The sequence below is a fragment of the Bradyrhizobium sp. CCBAU 051011 genome (genome assembly GCF_009930815.1).
GTDB lineage: Bacteria > Pseudomonadota > Alphaproteobacteria > Rhizobiales > Xanthobacteraceae > Bradyrhizobium.
This window is the reverse complement of the sequence record NZ_CP022222.1, coordinates 2,228,359-2,246,803: the sequence shown is the minus strand read 5'-3', so window position 1 is coordinate 2,246,803 and position 18,445 is coordinate 2,228,359. Positions and strand designations below refer to the sequence as shown.

The window sequence follows — 18,445 nt, the reverse complement described above, 5'->3', positions numbered from 1 at the left end:
TAATCAGCCGCCGAGCTGACCCTTGGTGGAAGGCACTTCGCCTGCGTTGCGCGGATCGATCGCGACTGCGGCACGGAGCGCCCTTGCCAGACCCTTGAAACAGGATTCGGCGATATGATGGCTATTCTCGCCATATAAGGTCTCGACGTGCAAAGTCACGCCGGCGTTGATGGTGAAGGCGTTGAACCATTCGCGCACCAGCTCGGTGTCGAACTGGCCGACCTTGTCGCGCGGAAAATCGACCTTGAACACCAAGACCGGCCGGCCCGAAATGTCGATCACGACGCGCGACAGCGTCTCGTCCATCGGCATGTGGACCGAGGCATAGCGGGTGATGCCGGCCATGGTGCCGAGCGCCTGCTTCACGGCCTGCCCAAGTGCGATGCCGACGTCCTCGGTGGTGTGGTGGTGGTCGACGTGGAGGTCGCCATCGGCCTTGACGGTGATGTCGATGCGGGAATGCCGGGCCAGGAGATCGAGCATATGGTCGAAAAAGCCGATCCCGGTCGAAACCTTGGATACGCCTGATCCGTCGAGGTTCACCGCCACCTCGATGTCGGTTTCCTTGGTCTTGCGCTTGATGGACGCTGTGCGCATGAAAATTGCTTCCCTTGGGCCGCTTGGGGGCCGAAAACGCGGCCCTTTTAACAGGCGGATGTCACCTTCGCTACTGCGGGATGACGCTCGGCGGGCCGAAGTTCGGCCTATGGTGACCGGGATTCCGGCCCAAATGCCGCGATTGTAACCCTCCCCGCCAGCCCCTAAATCTGACGGGAACGAGGACAATCCATGCAAGCATCAGAGAACAACCTGCCGATCTGGCACGGCACGACGATTTTGACGGTCCGTAAAGGCGGCAAGGTGGTAATCGGCGGCGACGGCCAGGTCTCGATCGGCCAGACCGTCATCAAGGCCAACGCCAAAAAGGTCCGCAAAATCGGCAAGGGTGACGTGATCGGCGGCTTTGCCGGGGCCACCGCCGATGCCTTCACCCTGTTCGAGCGGCTGGAAAGCAAGCTCGAGCAGTATCCGGGGCAATTGACCCGCGCGGCGGTCGAACTCGCCAAGGACTGGCGGACCGACCGCTATCTGCGCCGGCTGGAGGCCATGATGATCGTTGCCGACAAGGACGTCTCGCTGGTCCTGACCGGCACCGGCGACGTGCTGGAGCCGGAAGCGGGCGTGATGGCGATCGGCTCCGGCGGCAATTACGCACTGGCCGCCGCCCGCGCCCTGGTCGAAACCGACAAGGATGCCGAGACCATCGTGCGTCGCGCGCTCGATATCGCGGCCGACATCTGCGTCTATACCAACCGGAACGTCACGATCGAAACGCTGTAGGACGCGCCCATGGCATCGGAATATGCCTTCCGCCCGATGACGGCGGCTGACCTCCCGCTGATCCAGCGCTGGCTGGCGCAACCGCATGTCGCCGAATGGTGGCATGATCCTGAGGCGTTTGAGTTCGTCAGCGGCGATCTCGACCATCCCGACGTGGCGCAGTTCATTGTGACGCTGGATGATCATCCTCTCGGCTATCTGCAATGCTACCAGATCGGCGAATGGCACAGCGGCCTTGGACCGCAGCCCACCGGCACAAGGGGAATCGACCAATTTATCGGCGAAGCCGATAAGCTTGCGCTCGGCCATGGATCGGCTTTCATCCGCTCTTTCATTGAACGGCTGATGAGGAAAGGCGTACCGCGGATCGTGATTGATCCGAGCCCGACCAATTCGCGTGCGATCAGGGCCTATGAGAAAGCCGGCTGCCGTCGCGTGCGCGAAGTAGACACGCCCGATGGCCCGGCGCTGCTGATGGTGCGCGATGCGTGATACAAGGCAGGCGATGCCGGATGATCCCTATCAGTTTCGTTCGATGACATCGGCCGATTTGCCGCTGGTCCGGCGCTGGCTGGCAGCGCCGCACGTGGTGCAATGGTGGGGCGATCCGGCCGAGCAATATGACCTGGTCAGTGGCGACTTGAACGAACCCGCGATGGACCAGTTCATCGTTTCGGCAGGCAGCAGCGATTTCGCCTATTTGCAATGCTACGACCTGACCGCGTGGAATTCAGGGTTTGGCGAACATCCGCGCGGCACCCGCGGCATCGACCAGTTCATCGGCGAGCCCGATATGATCGAACGCGGCCATGGTTCGGCGTTCATTCGCGCCTTCGTCGACGAGCGCCTGCGGAATGGTGCGCCGCGCATTGTCACCGATCCCGATCCGGCGAATACCCGGGCCGTTCGTGCCTATGAGAAGGCGGGGTTTGAAAAAGCTGGTATGGTCGACACACCTGATGGGCCCGCTCTACTGATGGTGCGCAACGCATGACCTCTACCAGCAGCATCGAAAAAGCTTCGGCTACCCGCGCACTTTCGGCCTGGCATTGGTTCGCAATCGCCGCCGGCATTATCGCACTTCAGGCCGCAATCCTGTACGGGATGGGCCGGCTGCCGATCTGCGCCTGCGGCTATGTCAAACTCTGGCACGGCGTGGTGCTGAGCTCAGAGAATTCGCAGCACATCGCCGACTGGTACACGCTGTCGCACGTCCTGCACGGTTTCCTGTTCTACGGCGCCGCCTTCCTCGCGTTCCCGCGCCTTGCCTGGCAGGGCCGCCTGATCCTCGCGATGCTGGTCGAGGGCGGCTGGGAACTGGTCGAGAATTCCGACTGGATCATCAACCGCTACCGCGCCGGCACGATCTCGCTGGATTATTTCGGCGACACCATCGTCAATTCGGTCGCCGATATGCTTGCGATGATCGGCGGCTTCCTGCTGGCAAAAATGCTTCCGGTGGCCATCACCGTGGCGATGGCGCTGCTGTTCGAGCTCGTGTTGGCGCTGCACATTCGCGACAATCTGACGCTCAACATCATCATGCTGATTCATCCCTTCGAGGCGATTAAGCTATGGCAAGGTGGGCCGCCGATCATCTGATCTGCCTCACCTGCGGCTTGTTCTCGCAACATTGGACGCCTACCTAGGACACATGACCGACTTTTCTCCCCGTGAAATCGTCTCCGAACTCGACCGCTTCATTGTCGGTCAGGCCGACGCCAAGCGCGCCGTCTCGATCGCGTTGCGCAACCGCTGGCGGCGGCTGCAGCTCACCGGCAACTTGCGCGAAGAGGTGCTGCCGAAGAACATCCTGATGATCGGGCCGACCGGCGTAGGCAAGACCGAGATCGCGCGGCGGCTGGCGAAGCTTGCCAACGCTCCCTTCATTAAGGTCGAAGCCACCAAGTTCACCGAAGTCGGTTATGTCGGCCGCGATGTCGAGCAGATCATCCGCGATCTCGTCGAGGTCGCAATCGTCCAGATGCGCGAGCGCAAGCGCAAGGACGTACAGGCCCGCGCGCAGCAGGCCGCCGAAGAGCGCGTGCTGGATGCGCTGGTCGGACCGGCGTCGAGCCCGGCAACGCGCGATTCCTTCCGCAGGAAGCTGCGCGCCGGCGAGCTCAACGACAAGGAAATCGAGATCGAGACGCAGTCGTCCGGCGGCATGCCGATGTTCGAAATCCCGGGCATGCCCGGCGCGCAGATGGGCGCGATTTCGATCGGCGACATTTTTGGCAAACTCGGCGGACGAACCAAGACCCGCCGCCTGACGGTCGAAAACTCGCACGAAATCCTCGTCAACGAGGAATCCGACAAGCTGCTGGACAGCGATCAGCTGGTACTGGAAGCGATCAGCGCGGTCGAAAACAACGGGATCGTGTTCCTGGACGAGATCGACAAGATCTGCGTGCGCGATGGCCGTACTGGCGGCGACGTCTCGCGCGAGGGTGTGCAGCGCGACCTGCTGCCGCTGATCGAAGGCACCACGGTCACGACCAAGCACGGCGCAGTGAAGACCGACCACGTCCTGTTCATCGCGTCCGGCGCGTTCCATATTGCAAAGCCCTCGGACCTGTTGCCGGAATTGCAGGGGCGCCTGCCGATCCGCGTCGAGCTGGAAGCGCTGACGCGCGACGACATGCGCCGGATCCTGACCGAGCCGGAGGCGTCGCTGATCAAGCAATATGTCGCGCTGATGCAGACCGAAGGCGTCACCCTCGACATCACCGGCGACGCCGTCGACGCGCTGGCAGACATTGCGGTTGCCGTCAATTCGACGGTCGAGAACATCGGCGCGCGGCGCCTGCAGACGGTGATGGAGCGCGTGCTCGACGAGATATCCTTTGCAGCGCCGGACCGTCATGGCGAGACCATCAAGGTCGATGCCGATTACGTGCAGAAGCACATCGGCGACCTCGCCAAGAACGCTGATTTGAGCCGGTTTATTCTGTAGTAACTTCGTAGCCCGGATGCAGCCAACGGGTCGCGCGAACGCGCGCCCGATGACAGGCTCCGCGAAATCCGGGATCGGTGAATCCGCTGGCGGCAAGGCCCCGGATTGCGCTGCGCTCCATCCGGGCTACGCGCCCAAATCTCCATTGTGCGTTTTCGCTGGGGCCGCTATCCCGTCTGTCGCGCCGGCCTGTGGTTATGGGTCCCGGCTCGCGCTATCGCTTGACCGGGACGACGATGAATCTGGATTTGCGGGTGTGGGAAAACCCCTGGCGGTTGATGCTGGCCGTCAATGCCGCCGTGCTGATCGGGGTCTTCTGGCACAAGATCACGCTGCCGCCCTATGTTCCCTATATCCATCTATTGGTCGATTACCATTTCGGCTTCACCAAGCGCGCGCTGATCGGCGCGGTCATCTCGTTGTTTGCGGCCAAGGTGCCGGTGTGGCTGGTGTTCGCGCTGGGCGGCGCGGCGTGGCTGATCACGGCAGGACTGTTCGTGCAGCTATTCCGGCGAACGTTCGGCTTCGACGAGAAGCATTTGCCGCTGTTCGTGTTCATGGCGGGCTCGCCGTTCTTCCTGAAGAACTTCATGCACACGCTCGGGCATTTCGATATTTATGGATGCCTGTTCGCGATCTGCCTGCTGCTGTTTCCGGCGCGGTCGCTGGCCTATGTGCTGCTCGCGGCGGCGTTCTCGGCGACGCTCGTTCTGATCCACCACATCCATCTCCTGATGTATGTCCCGACGATCGCCGCCATTGTGGTGTTGCGTCATTATCTCGTGCAGGGCGTGAGCCGGCAGAATGCCACCGTTGGCCTCGCATCGCTCGCTGCCATAGGCCTGCTCTTCATCGCCGCGCAATTCTACGGCACGATGGCGGTGCCGGAGGCGGAATTCGTCTCCTATCTGCAAAGCCGGATGGCGAACCCATCGCAAACCAAATTGCTGAGCTTTAGCTATATCTGGTATCAGCCGCTGTCGAAGGAGGTCTTTGATACCTGGCAGCGGCTGCCGCACAACCTTCTTGGCATTCCGGTATTTGCGCTCCTGATCTGGCTGCACACGCCGCTCTGGCGATATTTCTTAAATCTGATCGCGACGTTATCAATGGAAGCACATCGCCGCATCGTCGCTGCTGCAATCGTTGTCGTCAGTCTCGGCTATCTCGTCATGTTCGCGATGATATTCGATTATTCCAGGTGGATTTCGAATTGGACCGTTTGCATGTTCCTGATCCTGTACGCGGTGAAAGCGCTGCCGGCTTCAAAGGACACGCCGCCGATATCAGCGGACGATCGTAAGACCGTGGTGTTCGGCTGGATCGTTACGCTGATCCCTCGCGTCGGAATCGTGCGTCCGTTTTAAACTCGCGCCCGTCGCACCCGAACGTACAAGGCGCCCTCGCCGCCATGGCCGATATGGGCTTCCTCGAAGCCGACCACCAGCGAGCGGAATTCCGGCAGGCCGAGCCATTGCGGCACCTGGCGGCGCAACACGCCGCGTTCGGATTCCGCGCCCATCTTGCCCTTGCCGGTTATGATCAGGACGAACGTCAGCCCGTCATGATGGGCGCGTTGCAGGAAGCCGAACAGCGCGCGATGCGCCCGCGTCTGCGTCATGCCGTGCAGGTCGAGCCTTGCATCGATCTCCTTGCGGCCACGTGACAGGTGCGATCGTTCGCGGCGGCCGATCGGCGCCAGCGGCGGTGGCTCCGGCCTTGAAGGCAGGACGATTCGCGCCGGCGCGGCATGCTTTGGCCTAGCGGCCAGTTTGGGCGCGATCTTGATATTGGCTTCGGTTGAAGCAACCGACGGCTTCGCGACGCGGTGGCGCTTGCGCAGCGGCTTGACCTGCTTGGCGACGCTCTCCCACAGCGCGCGCTCCTCGTCGCTCAGGCCGCGCTTGCGTCGTGGTGGCTCCAATTCGGGTATCAAGCTGGAAGAACGGCGTTTCATCGACGGTGGCGATATCGGCGCAGGTGACGCGGCTGCGGTGAAACTGCTTCAACTTTCGGCCGCGGCTCGGGAAGCGGGACCGGCGTTGCTGCCGCGGCCTGGACGGCTGGCGCTTGCGAAGGCCCGGCTGCGGGCGGTGTCGCCGCCGGGGCCGCAGGCTTGGCGTTAGTCGCGGCGGTAACGTCCGGCGGCTTCGCAGGATTCTTCAACGGATCGGTTTGCGGGAACAGCTTTGCGATCTGCTCCGATGGCCGCGCGTCGGGCACCGGCATCTTGCGGCCGCGCGCTCCGGGATCAAGGCTCTTCGGCACCAGCATCACGAAGCGCGCATTGTGACGGAGGCGGCCGGCAACCTTGCCGGCATCGAGACCGGCGCCAAAATAAAGGTCGGCGCGCGCGGGACCGACGATGGCGGAGCCGGTGTCCTGAGCGATCATCAGCCGGCGGAACGGCGTCTTCGACAGCTCCGATTCAATCGGCAACTCGCCTTCGATGAAGAACGGCGTGCCATAGACATGCAGCGCCTTGTCGACCGCAATCGACCGGCCCGGCGTCAGCGGCACGCCTTGGGCGCCGACCGCCTCGTCCTTGTCGGAAAGCTGCACCTCGCGGAAAAAGACGTAGGACTTGTTCTGCCGCCGCAGCTCGTCGGCTTCATTAGGATTCTGCTCCATCCACTCCCGGATCTTCTGCATCGACATCTGATCCTTGGGGATGATGTTGCGCTCGATCAGGATGCGGCCGACCGCCGTATAGGGAAAGCCATTATGGGCATCGTAATTGATACGAAGGGTGGAGCCGTCGTCGAGGCTGACCCGCGCCGAACCCTGGATCTGCGAGAACAGCAGGTCGGTCTGTTCCTTCAGAAAACAAATTTCGAGGCCGCGGCCGGCAATCGCACCGTCCTCGATCTCGGCGCGATCGTAGTAAGGCACGAGCTTGCGGCGACCGATCTTGCGGAACACCTGGCCCTTGTTGGGCAGACCGACCGAGCCCTGCGTGGTGCCGCGGACGAACAGGTTCGACGGCCGGCGGTATACCGGCACTTTGTAGACCTCGTTCTCGGTCCGCGAGCCGTCGACGATGGGTTCGTAATAACCGGTGACAAAACCCTCGCCTTCGCCAAGCCGCGAAATGCGCACGGGAAGAAAGTGCTCCTCGAAGAACGCCCGCGCCTTCGCACCATCTGATAGTTCGAGACCTTTGGCGATACGGCAGGGATCGCGCAGCGAGGTGCCGAGCGCCTTCGGATCGACAGGCGGCTTTTGTTGCGCCGCTATCGGCCTGCAGCTGATCCGAAATGCCTTGTAGGCTGCAAGATGATCATCCGCGCTCCAGCCCGCGATCTCGGACCAGGCGACGGGCGCATACTGGCCGCCGCTGATCTGAAACGGCAATTCAAGCTCCGGATATGGCAGATGCCGGACAGGCGCCGGCGAAGGCTTTTGCGAACGCGCATGACGCGCGGTTGCGGCATCCACCGGAGCAAGCGACCACGCCAAAGCGACCACGCCAAACGCGAGCCTCACAAGGCTCGGCGACTTAGCCCGCGCTTCCGGTGCCAACCAGCTTCCAGTTCGGATCGCGAGAGCTCGTGTCGCGGGCGAATGTCCAGACATCGGTGATATCGGCGACCTTATCGGGGTTGCCATCGACGATGGCGCCGGTCTTGTCGCGGGTGACCGAAATCATCTGCGACACGAAGCGAACCGTCAGCTGCGCCGCGCGGTCGCGGGCTTCCGCGCTCACCAGCTCGGCCTTGTCGATCGAAACAAACCGCGTTTCGGTCTTCTGCTCGTGCTTCTCGCGATCCTTGATCACGGCATCGAAGCTCTCATAGACCTCGCTGGACAGGAGATCCTTCAACGCGCGGCGGTCGCCATTGGCGAAGGCCAGCACGATCATCTCGTAGGCGCTGCGGGCGCCGGAGAGGAAGTGCTTGGGATCGAACGAGGAGTCCTGGGCGGCGATACCGTCAAGACCTGCGGCGAGCGGCGTGCCCGGCTCGGCAATGTCCTTCCAGCGATCGGCCGGCGTTACATCGGCGTTCGGCGGCATGGGCGCCTGGTCAATGACGGTGCCCGGCATCGGAACCACGTTATTATTGTCCTGCGTCCGTTGCGCGACAGTGGGCGCGGCGCGGTCATAGGGCCGCTCGCTCCCGGTGCGCTGGCCGAGGACACTGCGCAGGCGCAGGAAGATGAAGACCGCCAGCGCCAGGAAAATGATGGTGTAGATATCCACGTCGTATTCGCTTTCTGGTTCTAGCGCCGGCAACGGGCCCGGCGGTCGAGCGTTCCCTGATGAGAGATTCTCTTATGAGGTTTCCCTGGGAACGGGAGATTACATCATCGATTGAGACTGCTGCATGTAGGCATGAAACTATGCCCGGCCAATGGCGCGTTTTGGCGCGGGGTAATTGTAGCGCGTTTTGGCCGCGAGGGGAAACCCGATCGTGTCCGGAAATCACGCATATTCAATAATTTAGGATGCCTATTGAGCCTCCGGCGAGGCGGTATTAGGCATATCCGCCACATTTGGCGGCCGGGCCGCTCCGCCGCCGGGCCGTCGTCCTTGTGGAACGAGCCGGGGCTATGATAGCCACTCGCCCGGAAAACACATTCAAACGAACCCGGGCCGCGCTCGCGAGCGCTTCAGGAGAGATTTTCATGACCAACGGCAACGGCGCGCCTTCCGAGCAGGCCCCTCCCCAGCTCAATGTGCTGGCCCAATACACCAAAGACCTGTCGTTCGAGAATCCGAACGCGCCCTCTTCGCTCGCGCCGCAACAGCAGCAGCCGGCGATCAACATCCAGATCAACGTTGCGGCGAACAATCTCGCGCAAAATGAGTTCGAAGTGACGCTTTCGATCGAGGGCAAGGCTGAAAATGGCGGCAAGGTGATGTTCAGCTTCGAACTCGCCTATGCGGGCGTGTTCCGCATCGTCAACGTGCCGCAGGAACAGCTTCATCCGCTGGTCATGATCGAATGCCCGCGGCTGCTGTTCCCGTTCGCGCGCGAGATTATCGCGACCGCCGTGCGCGACGGCGGCTTCCCGCCGTTGATGCTTGATCCCGTCGATTTCGTCGGTCTGTACCGCCAGAACATGGAGCGGCAGGCTGCGGCGCAAGCCGCTTCCGGCGCGAAGCCGAGCTAAAGCAAGCGAACACAGGTCTCAAATACAAAATCTCGAAAACAACCCCATGCACAGTAGAATGGGGCCCGGCTCGCGGCCCTCGGGCCGCTTGCATCCGGGGTGCGTCCTGCCTTAGCCAGCGGCCGGCAGAAAATCGTTCCAGATTGGCTTGTCGCCCAATGTGGCAATGAAAGCGCGATGAGCCTCGCGGTCGGCGTCGGTGATTCGCGGCGTCAGCGGCACCTCGCGCTGCCGGCGCGGCGTTTCACCAAATCCGTTGCTGACAGTGACGCGGGTTTCCGACGCCAGGATCAGCTGCGACTGCCGCGCCCCGATCAGGTCGATATAGACCTCGGCCAGGAGCTCGGCGTCCAGCAGCGCGCCGTGCTTGGTGCGGCGGGAATTGTCGATCGAATAGCGCGAGCAGAGATCGTCCAGTCGATTCGACACGCCCGGATGTTTGCGGCGCGCCAGCAGCAGCGTATCGACCAGCCGTTCTCGCAAGATCGGCTGCCGCTTGATGCGGTCGAGCTCGGCATTGATGAAGCTGATGTCGAATGAAGCGTTGTGAATCACCAGCGGCGCGTCGCCGATGAAATCCAGGAACTCCTCGACCACTTCGTGGAATAGCGGCTTGCTGGCGAGGAACTCGGTGGACAGGCCGTGCACGTTAAATGCTTCGGCCGGCATGTCGCGCTCGGGATTGATGTAGCGGTGAAACGTCTGCCCGGTCGGCATGCGGTTGAAGATTTCGATGCAGCCGATCTCGACCAGCCGGTCGCCGCGCAGCGGGTCGAGGCCTGTGGTTTCGGTATCGAGAACAATTTCGCGCATGGATTTTGGGACCGCAGCTCTACGGCGAATCAAGTTCGCCGTTGCGGCATCTTAACGACCGCGGCCAGAATGTCGCGGATGGCGGCCCGCACCGGCTCCAGTCCATGCGAGGTATCCACCACGAAATCCGCCCGCTTGCGCTTTTCGGCGTCGGGCAATTGCCGCGCCAGAATGGCGTCGAGTGCCTCATTGGTCATGGTGCCGCGCGCCAGGATTCGTTCGCGCTGGGTCGCCGCATCGGTGCTGACCACGACCACGGCATCGACGCGTTTCTCGCCGCCGGTTTCGAACAAGAGCGGGATATCCATCACCACGACCGGCGCGCCGGAGCGTTCGGCCTCGTCGAGGAATTTCTGGCGGGACGCGCCGAGCATCGGGTGAACGATTCCCTCAAGCTGCTTGATGGCGGCGGGGTCCTGCACCACCTTGGCGGACAATTTGGCGCGATCGACCTTGCCGCCGACCGTCGTGCCGGGAAATGCCGCTTCGATCGCCGGCGCCGCCTCGCCCTCATAGATTTTGTGAACGGCGGCGTCGGCGTCGTAAACCGGCACGCCCGCCTCGACGAACAGCTTCGCGGTGGTGGATTTTCCCATCCCGATCGAGCCGGTCAGTCCGAGAATACGCATTCAGCTCGCCGTTTCCAAAAAGGTGGTCCTAGACATTGAGCAGGCCCTCGCCGCGCAGGAATGCCAGCAACGGCAGCAGCGGCAGGCCGAGAATGGTGAAATGATCGCCCTCGATCCGCTCGAACAGATGCACGCCCAGCCCTTCGAGCTGATAGGCGCCGACGCTGGTCGTGACCGCCTCACCCGCTTGATCTAGATAATTTTCGATCTCGCTTTCGCTCAAACGCCGCATCGTCATTTTGGCAACGCTGACATCGCAAAATCCTATCTTGCCGTCGCGGGCAACCGCAACGGCAGAGTGCAGTTCATGCGTGTGGCCGGCAAGCAGGCGCAATTGATCCGCCGCCTGTGCGCGCCCCGCCGGCTTGCTGAACAGCCGGCTTCCCAAAGCCAGGGTCTGATCGGCGCCGACGACATGGCGGCCGGGATTCTTTGATGATACGAACTGCGCCTTTTCGCGCGCCAGCAGACCCGCAATCTCGCCAGGCGATGAAAGGCCGGAATTGGTCTGCAGCGCGCGCTCGTCGATATCGGCGGGAACGGCCTTGAAGGGAATGCCGGCGTTGGCGAGCAGAGTTTGCCGTGCGCGGCTCTGCGAAGCGAGAATCAGCAGATCTTTTTCGCGCCAGATGGTCATCGTATCAGCTTCATTCCGGCAGCCGCTGCCGCTGTCGGTCGGTGAACAGCTTTAGCACTGCGGCGGCAGTCTCCTCGATCGAGCGTCGCGTGACATCCAGCTGCGCCCAACTGAATCTGGCACTCAGCTTCCGCGCGTAGGCGACTTCGTCGGCCACAGACTGACGATCGATGTAATCATCGTTGGGCGTATCCGCACCCATGCTCAGCAATCGGTTTTGCCTCACCTGGATCAACCGCTCGGGCGTGGCGTGAAGACTGACGACCAGTGGCTTTTTCAATGTCTCCAGCTGGTGCGGCAGCGGAATGCCCGGCACCAGTGGCACATTTGCGGTGCGGACGCCGCGGTTGGCAAGATAGATCGAGGTCGGCGTCTTCGAGGTGCGGGACACGCCGACCAAAACGACATCGGCTTCCTCCAGGCCTTCGACGTGCTGTCCGTCGTCATGCATCATGGTATAGTTCAAGGCATCGATGCGCTTGAAATATTCCGCGTTCAGAACGTGCTGGGCACCCACCCTGCCCGTCGTTGCCGCGCCGAGATAAGCCTCGAACAACTGCATCACCGGCCCAATGATGGAGAGGCTCGGGATATTGATGTCCCTGCACTTGGCTTCCAGCCGGCCGACCAGATCCTTTTCCAGCAGCGTAAAGAGCACGATGCCCGGCGCCTCCTCGATCTCATCGAGCACGCGGTCGAGCTGCTTCTGACTGCGCACCAGGGGATAGACATGTTCGACCGCGGTCACGTTGGCGTATTGCGCAGCCACCGCGCGCGCCACCGTAATCAGCGTCTCGCCGGTCGAGTCGGAGACCAGATGAAGATGAAAATAATTGCCGGTCGTGGGCACCAGAACCCCTGTGTAATCCTGTGAATCCTGTGGAGCTTAACCGCGTTATCAGGCCCCGCGTCGCCGCCTCAGGGATAACCCTTACCTTTCTTCACAGGGCCACACGAGAGGACAAGTCCGCCAGCTCATCGCCATGATAGTGGGAAGGTGTGGATTTGTCTCTTCATAAGCTGGCCACGAAACGGCACAAGCAATTGATGTGCGTGGCGTTATCAGGATGATGCAATGCCCGGCCGAAATTGGGGACGGTTGTGAACAAGCCTCGCAAACATGCGGGATCGTTTTGCGTGAGTCATAATCACCGTCACTTAGACTCAAACCTAAGATTCTAAAATTATTAGTTTAGAGAAGCGGAGCTTTGCGGATATGTCTTGCGTCCCACGTTGGCAGCGCTTCTTCGCAACGCCGGGATGATCGGAACGTTCCAGAGACGAACAAGGCCTGGCGACTGCAATGTACGAGTTCACCATCCTCACGGCGTATCCCTGGATCAAGGCGCTGCATGTGATTGCCGTCATCTCGTGGATGGCCGGCATGCTCTATCTGCCGCGGCTGTTCGTCTATCATTGCGAGGCGGAGGTCGGATCGAAGCAGTCCGAGACCTTCAAGGTGATGGAAAGGCGATTGCTGAAGGCGATCATCAATCCCGCGATGATCATCACCTGGCTGGCCGGGCTTTATCTGGCCTGGAGCGGGGATTGGTACAGGTACGGCTGGTTTCACGCCAAACTGACGCTGGTCCTCATCCTGTCGGGCGTCCACGGGTTTTTTGTCCGCTGGGTCAAGGATTTCGCCGTCGACCGGAATACCAGAAGCCAGAAATTCTATCGTATTATCAATGAGGTACCGACCGTCATGATGGTCTTCATCGTCATCCTGGTGATCGTGAAGCCGTTCTAGGACGCGTTTTCGCTGATACGGCCGTTTCTCATCTGCTTGCGAAGCGGCGGCCGATTTTCTATATTATCGAAATCCCACCCCACGCAGGCGGATGTGGCTGCGTTCCGGCTCCTTCATTGGACCGGCCGCCGCATCAGGTTTGAAGCCTCACCGGCGCTTTCCTTGCTTAGACCTGCGGACCTTCCATTTTTCGTGTCCGCTTTTTTCTAAAGCCACCTCGCACCCCTTCTCAAAAGACACTCCACAGGACCACCCCAATGCGGGAAATGAAACTCCAAGACCTCAAATCGAAAACGCCGGCCGAGCTTGTAACGTTCGCCGAAGAGAGCGGGGTCGAAAATGCCAGCACCATGCGGAAGCAGGAGCTGATGTTCGCCATTCTCAAGCAGCTCGCGATTCAGGAAATCGACATTATCGGCGAAGGCGTCGTCGAGGTTCTCTCCGACGGCTTCGGCTTTCTGCGTTCGCCCGATGCCAACTACCTGCCCGGCCCCGACGACATCTACGTTTCGCCGTCGCAGATCCGCCGCTTCGGTCTTCGCACCGGCGACACCATCGAAGGCCACATCCGCAGCCCGAAGGAAGGCGAACGCTATTTCGCGCTGCTCAAGGTCAACACGCTCAATTTCGAAGATCCGGAAAAGTCCAAGCACAAGGTCAATTTCGACAATCTGACGCCGCTGTTTCCGGACCAGCGCTTCCGCCTCGAACTCGAAGACCCCACGCGAAAAGACCTTTCTGCAAGGGTGATCGACATCGTCGCGCCCATCGGCAAGGGCCAGCGCGCGCTGATCGTGGCGCCGCCGCGCACCGGCAAGACGGTGCTGATGCAGAACATCGCGCACTCCATCACCGCCAATCATCCTGAGTGTTATCTGATCGTGCTTCTGATCGACGAGCGTCCGGAAGAAGTCACGGACATGCAGCGCTCGGTGAAAGGCGAGGTGGTGTCGTCAACCTTCGACGAACCCGCCGTACGTCACGTCCAGGTCGCCGAGATGGTGATCGAGAAAGCTAAGCGTCTCGTCGAGCATGGCCGCGACGTCGTGATCCTCTTGGACTCGATCACGCGTTTGGGCCGAGCCTACAACACGGTGGTGCCGTCATCCGGCAAGGTGCTGACCGGCGGTGTCGACGCCAATGCGCTGCAACGGCCGAAACGATTCTTCGGCGCCGCGCGCAACATCGAGGAGGGCGGTTCGCTGACGATCATCGCGACCGCGCTGGTCGATACCGGCAGCCGCATGGACGAAGTCATCTTCGAAGAATTCAAGGGCACCGGTAACTCCGAACTGATCCTCGACCGCAAGGTCTCGGACAAGCGGACCTTCCCGGCGATCGACATCTCGCGCTCCGGCACCCGCAAGGAAGAGCTGATCACCGATCCGCAGCTCCTGAAGAAGATGTACGTGCTGCGCCGGATCCTCAATCCGATGGGCACGATGGACGCCATCGACTTCCTGCTCGACAAGCTCCGCAACACCAAGAACAACTCGGAGTTCTTCGATTCCATGAATACCTGAGCCGTCAAACCGGGCTTAGGGGAGGGCGCCTCGTACCAGCGGGGCGCCCTTTTTCATGCTGCGCGCGCCGCTGCGGTGCGAATGCAGCATGCGAAATTGGTCTTAGCGATTGGTTAACCATATAAGGTATTGAATTTTATTCTTATTTATTGTTGCGGGATGTTCGGGGAGGGTGCCTCTCCAGATTTTGCAGCATTTTTTGCGGGATCTTTTTACGGCAAAACCAGCCGCATGGCCTGCGCGGTCAGGGCCTCGAACTGAATCGCGTTGCCTTTTCAAAACCTCCCGCGCAAATAGGCCATGCATCCGCGGGACCAGACCATTTTTGCGCTGTCATCGGGCCGGCCACCGAGTGCGATCGCGTTAGTGCGCGTCTCGGGTTCGCAGGCCGGAAAGGTCGTGACGGCCCTGGCCGGCAAATTGCCGCCACCGCGAATGGCCACCCGCGCCCTGCTTCGGGGTGTCGGCCAGCGGCCGATCGACGACGCCGTGGTACTTTGGTTTCCAGGTCCGGCCAGTGCGACCGGCGAAGACGTTGCCGAATTTCACGTCCACGGCGGACGCGCGGTCCTGGCCGCTTTGTTCGCGGCGCTGTCCGCGTTCGAGGATGTTCGCATCGCCGAGCCCGGCGAGTTTACGCGGCGCGCGTTCGAGAACGGCAAGCTCGATCTCACCGAAGCCGAAGGCCTCGACGATCTCATCCACGCCGATACCGATCGGCAGCGGCGCCAGGCGTTGCGTCAATTGAAGGGACTGCTTGGCGACCGGGCGCGCGATTGGCGTGCGCGGATCATCGAGGCGTCCGCCTTGATCGAGGCCGGGATCGATTTCTCGGATGAGGGCGATGTGCCGGCAGAGTTGATCGCGCCGGCGCTGGCAAAGGTCAAAGCGCTGCTGGCCGAGATCGAGGAAGTGCTGGCGGGGCAGGGGCGGAGTGAACGGCTTCGCGATGGCCTCGTCGTCGCGATCGCCGGCCCACCGAACGTGGGTAAGTCGACGCTGATGAATCAGCTCGCGCGCCGTGAGGTCGCGATCGTCTCTCCGCATGCCGGGACTACGCGCGACATCATCGAGGTACAGCTCGACCTCGACGGCTATCCGGTAACCGTGATCGACACTGCCGGCATTCGGGAGACCGACGACCCGGTGGAGCAGGAGGGCGTTCGTCGCGCCCGAGCTCGTGCGGCAGATGCGGATCTCGTGCTGTGGCTTTCCGACTCTCCGCAAGCGGCGATAGATCACGACGGGAGCGCACCGATCTGGAAGGTGCGAAACAAAATCGATCTCGCGGAGGCGGGTCGGCCATTGGCCGAGGCCGGGAAACCGAGCCAGCCAAGTTTCCAGATTTCGGCGAGCCGCGGCGACGGCCTACCGGAGCTGATTAATGCCCTGGTCGAGTTCGCCCAAAGCTACTTTGGCGGCAGCGAGGCTGGCCTGATCGGCCGTACCCGACAGCGGAAGTTATTGGAAGATGTGGTCGCCGCGTTGCGCCGCTGTCTCGCCGTGGTCGGGAAGGGTGAAGAACTTGCGGCGGAAGAACTGCGCTCAGCCTCCCATTCGTTGGGCCGACTATTAGGCCGCGTGGACGTCGAGGACATCCTGGACGTCATCTTCCGGGAGTTCTGTGTAGGTAAGTAAGACTTCCTTATCTATAAATGTTTCACGTGAAACAGACGGGCGGGCCAGCCGGCGTTTCACGTGAAACAAAGACTCCTCAAACCCACTTCCGGGTTTTCCAACTCCGCGATAGAAGTCCCGGCATGATTTCCGAAGCAGACTCATTCGACGTCATCGTCATCGGCGGCGGCCATGCCGGCTGCGAGGCCGCGAGCGCGGCTGCGCGGATGGGCGCGAAGACGGCTTTGGTGACCCATCGGTTTGCGACCATCGGAGCGATGTCCTGCAATCCCGCGATCGGCGGGCTCGGCAAGGGCCATCTGGTCCGTGAAGTCGACGCTCTGGATGGTCTGATGGGTCGCGTGGCCGATGCCGGCGGCATCCAGTTTCGGATGTTGAACCGCCGCAAGGGTCCGGCGGTCCGCGGACCGCGCGCCCAAGCGGACCGCAAGCTCTACGCCGCCGCCATGCAGACCGCGATCCGGGAGACGGCGAACCTCAGCGTGATCGATGGCGAGGCGGATGAGCTGATCGTTTCGAATGGCCAGGTGAGGGGCGTACGGCTGGGGTTCGGGCGTGAGCTTGCGGCCGGTGCGGTCGTTATCACGACAGGCACCTTCCTCCGGGGCCTCATCCATCTCGGCGAAAAGAACTGGCCCGCCGGCCGCGTCGGTGAGGAGCCCGCGCTGGGGCTTTCGGCGTCCTTTGAGCGTGCCGGGTTTACACTGGGGCGGTTGAAGACCGGCACGCCGCCGCGGCTCGACGGCACGACCATCGACTGGTCTGCGGTGGAAATGCAGCCCGGTGACGAGCCCCCAGAGCCGTTCTCGGTCATGACCGACCGGATCACGACGCCGCAGATCCAATGCGGCATCACGCGGACAACGCCGGCGACCCATGAGGTCATCCGCGCCAATGTGCATCGCTCGCCGATGTATTCCGGTCAGATCAAGAGCAGCGGCCCGCGTTATTGTCCCTCGATTGAGGACAAGATCGTCCGCTTTGGCGATCGCGACGGGCACCAGATCTTTTTGGAGCCGGAAGGGCTCGACGACTCCACCGTCTATCCCAACGGCATCTCGACCTCGCTGCCGGAAGAGGTGCAGCTCGCAATCCTCGCGACCATTCCCGGCCTCGAGCGGGTGAAGATGGTCCGGCCGGGCTACGCCATCGAATACGACCATGTCGATCCGCGGGAGCTTGAGCCGACCCTGCAGACCAAGCGTCTGCCCGGTCTCTTCCTGGCTGGGCAGATCAACGGCACGACAGGATACGAAGAGGCGGCGGCTCAGGGGATCGTAGCCGGTCTGAACGCTGCGTTGATGGCGGGTGGCACTGATCTGATCGTGTTCGATCGCGCTGACGGGTATCTCGGGGTGATGATCGATGACCTCGTGACCCGCGGGATCACTGAGCCGTACCGGATGTTCACCTCGCGGGCCGAGTACCGTCTGACGCTTCGAGCCGACAACGCCGATCAGCGCCTGACGGACAAAGGTATCGCTCTGGGCTGCGTAGGGCAGGCGCGTTCGCAACGGCATCGCGAGAAGATGGCTGCGTTGGAGGCCGCCAAGGCGTTGGCCAAGTCGCTGGGCATCACTCCCAACGAAGCGGCCAAGCACGGCCTTGCGCTCAACCGCGACGGCCATCGCCGATCGGCATTCGAGCTGTTGGCCTATCCGGAGGTCGAGTGGACGACCCTGCGCGGTATCTGGCCGGAGCTCTCCGCTATCGATCCGTCGATCGCCGTGCATCTCGAGATCGACGCCAAATACGATGTCTATCTCAAGCGCCAGACCGCCGACGTCGATGCCTTCCGACGCGACGAAGGTCTGGTCCTGACCGGTATAGACTATGCCGATGTGCCCGGACTTTCGAATGAGGCCCGGTCAAAGCTTCAGGCGGCCCAGCCACGGACCGTGGGGCAGGCGGGTCGGCTCGATGGTTTGACGCCGGCGGCGCTTGGAATTCTGGCGGCCTATCTACGGCGCGAGGCGCGACGGAAGAGCGCGAAGGCGACAGCTTAAGAATCTGTTTCACGTGAAACGTTGATGTAGGATGGGT

Annotated in this window: 19 protein-coding genes; 11 read left to right on the top strand and 8 right to left on the bottom strand. The window is 61.8% G+C overall.

The annotated features are described in order from the left end of the window. Positions 1–3: 3 nt before the first annotated feature. Positions 4–597, bottom strand: a complete 594-nt coding sequence (gene hisB, locus ACH79_RS10645) for an imidazoleglycerol-phosphate dehydratase HisB (protein ID WP_161850984.1) — start codon at positions 595–597, stop codon at positions 4–6. A 192-nt stretch (positions 598–789) separates the two neighbouring features. Between hisB and hslV the strand changes: the two genes are divergently transcribed. The 6 genes from hslV (at position 790) to ACH79_RS10615 (ending at position 5,664) form a co-directional block, all read left to right on the top strand. After that, a complete protein-coding gene (gene hslV / locus ACH79_RS10640) occupies positions 790–1,341 on the top strand; it encodes an ATP-dependent protease subunit HslV (protein WP_161850983.1) in 552 nt (183 codons plus the stop codon). Positions 1,342–1,350: 9 nt separating this feature from the next. Beyond that, positions 1,351–1,833, top strand: a complete 483-nt coding sequence (locus ACH79_RS10635; protein ID WP_161850982.1) for a GNAT family N-acetyltransferase — start codon at positions 1,351–1,353, stop codon at positions 1,831–1,833. Then, positions 1,826–2,335: a GNAT family N-acetyltransferase gene (locus ACH79_RS10630; protein WP_246738498.1), complete on the top strand. Its 510-nt coding sequence runs from the start codon at positions 1,826–1,828 to the stop codon at positions 2,333–2,335. The genes ACH79_RS10635 and ACH79_RS10630 overlap by 8 nt, the downstream gene beginning before the upstream one ends. Continuing rightward, entirely contained in the window at positions 2,332–2,943 is a 612-nt protein-coding gene (locus tag ACH79_RS10625) for a DUF2585 domain-containing protein (protein ID WP_161850981.1), read from the top strand. Before ACH79_RS10630 ends, ACH79_RS10625 begins: the two co-directional genes overlap by 4 nt. A 52-nt stretch (positions 2,944–2,995) precedes the next feature. After that, the gene (hslU, locus tag ACH79_RS10620) at positions 2,996–4,297 is read left to right on the top strand and encodes an ATP-dependent protease ATPase subunit HslU (RefSeq protein WP_161850980.1); all 1,302 of its coding nucleotides are present in this window, start codon (positions 2,996–2,998) and stop codon (positions 4,295–4,297) included. Between the two features lie 242 nt (positions 4,298–4,539). Beyond that, entirely contained in the window at positions 4,540–5,664 is a 1,125-nt protein-coding gene (locus ACH79_RS10615) for a hypothetical protein (protein ID WP_161856305.1), read from the top strand. Here ACH79_RS10615 and ACH79_RS10610 read toward each other — a convergent pair. The 3 genes from ACH79_RS10610 to ACH79_RS10600 are packed head-to-tail and all read right to left on the bottom strand — an operon-like array spanning position 5,661 to position 8,498. Then, the gene (locus ACH79_RS10610; protein WP_161850979.1) at positions 5,661–6,254 is read right to left on the bottom strand and encodes a Smr/MutS family protein; all 594 of its coding nucleotides are present in this window, start codon (positions 6,252–6,254) and stop codon (positions 5,661–5,663) included. The genes ACH79_RS10615 and ACH79_RS10610 overlap by 4 nt on opposite strands. Beyond that, the gene (locus ACH79_RS10605; RefSeq protein ID WP_371419381.1) at positions 6,251–7,819 is read right to left on the bottom strand and encodes a murein transglycosylase A; all 1,569 of its coding nucleotides are present in this window, start codon (positions 7,817–7,819) and stop codon (positions 6,251–6,253) included. The genes ACH79_RS10610 and ACH79_RS10605 overlap by 4 nt, the downstream gene beginning before the upstream one ends. Next, on the bottom strand, positions 7,797–8,498 hold the full coding sequence (locus ACH79_RS10600; protein WP_161850977.1) for a Tim44/TimA family putative adaptor protein: 702 nt from the start codon (positions 8,496–8,498) through the stop codon (positions 7,797–7,799). Before ACH79_RS10600 ends, ACH79_RS10605 begins: the two co-directional genes overlap by 23 nt. 425 nt (positions 8,499–8,923) lie before the next feature. On the opposite strand from ACH79_RS10600, the gene secB reads away from it, so the two are divergent. Further along, positions 8,924–9,412 carry a protein-export chaperone SecB gene (secB, locus tag ACH79_RS10595; protein ID WP_057862246.1) on the top strand — a complete coding sequence of 163 codons (489 nt, stop codon included), beginning with the start codon at positions 8,924–8,926 and terminating at the stop codon, positions 9,410–9,412. Positions 9,413–9,523: 111 nt separating this feature from the next. On the opposite strand, the gene dnaQ is transcribed toward secB, so the two are convergent. From dnaQ to ACH79_RS10575, 4 genes are read right to left on the bottom strand one after another with little or no spacing between them, the layout of a single operon-like run. Then, on the bottom strand, positions 9,524–10,225 hold the full coding sequence (gene dnaQ, locus ACH79_RS10590; RefSeq protein ID WP_161850976.1) for a DNA polymerase III subunit epsilon: 702 nt from the start codon (positions 10,223–10,225) through the stop codon (positions 9,524–9,526). A gap of 29 nt (positions 10,226–10,254) precedes the next feature. Further along, complete coding sequence (gene coaE / locus ACH79_RS10585) at positions 10,255–10,854, bottom strand: dephospho-CoA kinase (RefSeq protein WP_161850975.1); 600 nt, start codon at positions 10,852–10,854, stop codon at positions 10,255–10,257. Between the two features lie 28 nt (positions 10,855–10,882). Beyond that, positions 10,883–11,491: a nucleoside triphosphate pyrophosphatase gene (locus ACH79_RS10580; protein WP_161850974.1), complete on the bottom strand. Its 609-nt coding sequence runs from the start codon at positions 11,489–11,491 to the stop codon at positions 10,883–10,885. 10 nt (positions 11,492–11,501) lie between these two features. Beyond that, positions 11,502–12,341 (bottom strand): pyruvate, water dikinase regulatory protein, encoded by an 840-nt coding sequence (locus ACH79_RS10575; protein WP_161850973.1) that lies wholly within the window; start codon positions 12,339–12,341, stop codon positions 11,502–11,504. A 453-nt stretch (positions 12,342–12,794) separates the two neighbouring features. Here ACH79_RS10575 and hemJ point away from each other — a divergent pair, with 453 nt between their 5' ends. From hemJ to mnmG, 4 genes are all read left to right on the top strand, one after another. Further along, entirely contained in the window at positions 12,795–13,241 is a 447-nt protein-coding gene (gene hemJ / locus ACH79_RS10570; protein WP_161850972.1) for a protoporphyrinogen oxidase HemJ, read from the top strand. Positions 13,242–13,498: 257 nt separating this feature from the next. Then, entirely contained in the window at positions 13,499–14,764 is a 1,266-nt protein-coding gene (gene rho / locus ACH79_RS10565) for a transcription termination factor Rho (RefSeq protein ID WP_057834504.1), read from the top strand. A 300-nt stretch (positions 14,765–15,064) separates the two neighbouring features. After that, positions 15,065–16,402, top strand: a complete 1,338-nt coding sequence (mnmE, locus tag ACH79_RS10560) for a tRNA uridine-5-carboxymethylaminomethyl(34) synthesis GTPase MnmE (protein ID WP_161850971.1) — start codon at positions 15,065–15,067, stop codon at positions 16,400–16,402. A gap of 122 nt (positions 16,403–16,524) precedes the next feature. Then, the gene (mnmG, locus tag ACH79_RS10555; RefSeq protein WP_161850970.1) at positions 16,525–18,408 is read left to right on the top strand and encodes a tRNA uridine-5-carboxymethylaminomethyl(34) synthesis enzyme MnmG; all 1,884 of its coding nucleotides are present in this window, start codon (positions 16,525–16,527) and stop codon (positions 18,406–18,408) included. The last annotated feature ends 37 nt before the right edge of the window (positions 18,409–18,445 follow it).

Excerpts from the sequence above, each read along its gene's own strand:
- hisB (WP_161850984.1), bottom strand. The coding sequence starts at position 597 with ATGCGCACAGCGTCCATCAAGCGCAAGACCAAGGAAACCGACATCGAG.
- hslV (WP_161850983.1), top strand. The coding sequence starts at position 790 with ATGCAAGCATCAGAGAACAACCTGCCGATCTGGCACGGCACGACGATT.
- ACH79_RS10635 (WP_161850982.1), top strand. The coding sequence starts at position 1,351 with ATGGCATCGGAATATGCCTTCCGCCCGATGACGGCGGCTGACCTCCCG.
- ACH79_RS10630 (WP_246738498.1), top strand. The coding sequence starts at position 1,826 with ATGCGTGATACAAGGCAGGCGATGCCGGATGATCCCTATCAGTTTCGT.
- ACH79_RS10625 (WP_161850981.1), top strand. The coding sequence starts at position 2,332 with ATGACCTCTACCAGCAGCATCGAAAAAGCTTCGGCTACCCGCGCACTT.
- hslU (WP_161850980.1), top strand. The coding sequence starts at position 2,996 with ATGACCGACTTTTCTCCCCGTGAAATCGTCTCCGAACTCGACCGCTTC.
- ACH79_RS10610 (WP_161850979.1), bottom strand. The coding sequence starts at position 6,254 with ATGAAACGCCGTTCTTCCAGCTTGATACCCGAATTGGAGCCACCACGA.
- secB (WP_057862246.1), top strand. The coding sequence starts at position 8,924 with ATGACCAACGGCAACGGCGCGCCTTCCGAGCAGGCCCCTCCCCAGCTC.
- dnaQ (WP_161850976.1), bottom strand. The coding sequence starts at position 10,225 with ATGCGCGAAATTGTTCTCGATACCGAAACCACAGGCCTCGACCCGCTG.
- coaE (WP_161850975.1), bottom strand. The coding sequence starts at position 10,854 with ATGCGTATTCTCGGACTGACCGGCTCGATCGGGATGGGAAAATCCACC.
- ACH79_RS10580 (WP_161850974.1), bottom strand. The coding sequence starts at position 11,491 with ATGACCATCTGGCGCGAAAAAGATCTGCTGATTCTCGCTTCGCAGAGC.
- hemJ (WP_161850972.1), top strand. The coding sequence starts at position 12,795 with ATGTACGAGTTCACCATCCTCACGGCGTATCCCTGGATCAAGGCGCTG.
- rho (WP_057834504.1), top strand. The coding sequence starts at position 13,499 with ATGCGGGAAATGAAACTCCAAGACCTCAAATCGAAAACGCCGGCCGAG.
- mnmE (WP_161850971.1), top strand. The coding sequence starts at position 15,065 with ATGCATCCGCGGGACCAGACCATTTTTGCGCTGTCATCGGGCCGGCCA.
- mnmG (WP_161850970.1), top strand. The coding sequence starts at position 16,525 with ATGATTTCCGAAGCAGACTCATTCGACGTCATCGTCATCGGCGGCGGC.